The following is a 1,614-nucleotide window of genomic DNA, read 5'->3' on the forward strand; positions in this document are numbered from 1 at the left end:
GACGTTTGAGTCTGATGCCGACTCTAGAAAGGAGGTGATCCAGCCGCACCTTCCGATACGGCTACCTTGTTACGACTTCACCCCAGTCACGAATCCTACCGTGGTAAGCGCCCTCCTTACGGTTAAGCTACCTACTTCTGGTAAAACCCGCTCCCATGGTGTGACGGGCGGTGTGTACAAGACCCGGGAACGTATTCACCGCGACATGCTGATCCGCGATTACTAGCGATTCCAACTTCATGTAGTCGAGTTGCAGACTACAATCCGGACTACGATACACTTTCTGGGATTAGCTCCCCCTCGCGGGTTGGCGGCCCTCTGTATGTACCATTGTATGACGTGTGAAGCCCTACCCATAAGGGCCATGAGGACTTGACGTCATCCCCACCTTCCTCCGGTTTGTCACCGGCAGTCTCATTAGAGTGCTCTTGCGTAGCAACTAATGACAAGGGTTGCGCTCGTTGCGGGACTTAACCCAACATCTCACGACACGAGCTGACGACAGCCATGCAGCACCTGTGTGCAGGTTCTCTTTCGAGCACTCCCAAATCTCTTCGGGATTCCTGCCATGTCAAGGGTAGGTAAGGTTTTTCGCGTTGCATCGAATTAATCCACATCATCCACCGCTTGTGCGGGTCCCCGTCAATTCCTTTGAGTTTTAATCTTGCGACCGTACTCCCCAGGCGGTCTACTTCACGCGTTAGCTGCGTTACTAAGTCAATTAAGACCCAACAACTAGTAGACATCGTTTAGGGCGTGGACTACCAGGGTATCTAATCCTGTTTGCTCCCCACGCTTTCGTGCATGAGCGTCAGTTTTGACCCAGGGGGCTGCCTTCGCCATCGGTGTTCCTCCACATCTCTACGCATTTCACTGCTACACGTGGAATTCTACCCCCCTCTGCCAAACTCTAGCCTCGCAGTCTCCATCGCCATTCCCAGGTTAAGCCCGGGGATTTCACGACAGACTTACGAAACCGCCTGCGCACGCTTTACGCCCAGTAATTCCGATTAACGCTTGCACCCTACGTATTACCGCGGCTGCTGGCACGTAGTTAGCCGGTGCTTATTCTTCAGGTACCGTCAGCAGCTGTGGATATTAGCCACAGCCTTTTCTTCCCTGACAAAAGAGCTTTACAACCCGAAGGCCTTCTTCACTCACGCGGCATTGCTGGATCAGGGTTGCCCCCATTGTCCAAAATTCCCCACTGCTGCCTCCCGTAGGAGTCTGGACCGTGTCTCAGTTCCAGTGTGGCTGGTCGTCCTCTCAGACCAGCTACTGATCGTTGCCTTGGTGGGCCTTTACCCCACCAACTAGCTAATCAGATATCGGCCGCTCCAGGAGCACAAGGTCTTGCGATCCCCTGCTTTCATCCTTAGATCGTATGCGGTATTAGCGTAACTTTCGCTACGTTATCCCCCACTCTTGGGTACGTTCCGATATATTACTCACCCGTTCGCCACTCGCCGCCAGGCCGAAGCCCGCGCTGCCGTTCGACTTGCATGTGTAAAGCATGCCGCCAGCGTTCAATCTGAGCCAGGATCAAACTCTTCAGTTCAATCTCTGTTTTTCGCTATTGCTAGCGAGGTCACTCACTCAAAATACTGACGAATC

Annotated in this window: 1 rRNA gene; it reads right to left on the bottom strand. The window is 53.3% G+C overall.

The window, feature by feature from the left end:
• Positions 1-27: 27 nt before the first annotated feature.
• Positions 28-1,558: ribosomal RNA gene (locus BM269_RS28805) — 16S ribosomal RNA — on the bottom strand.
• Positions 1,559-1,614: the final 56 nt, after the last annotated feature.

This window comes from Duganella sp. CF458 (genome assembly GCF_900113115.1).
In the GTDB taxonomy this organism is placed as follows: Bacteria; Pseudomonadota; Gammaproteobacteria; order Burkholderiales; family Burkholderiaceae_D; genus Rugamonas.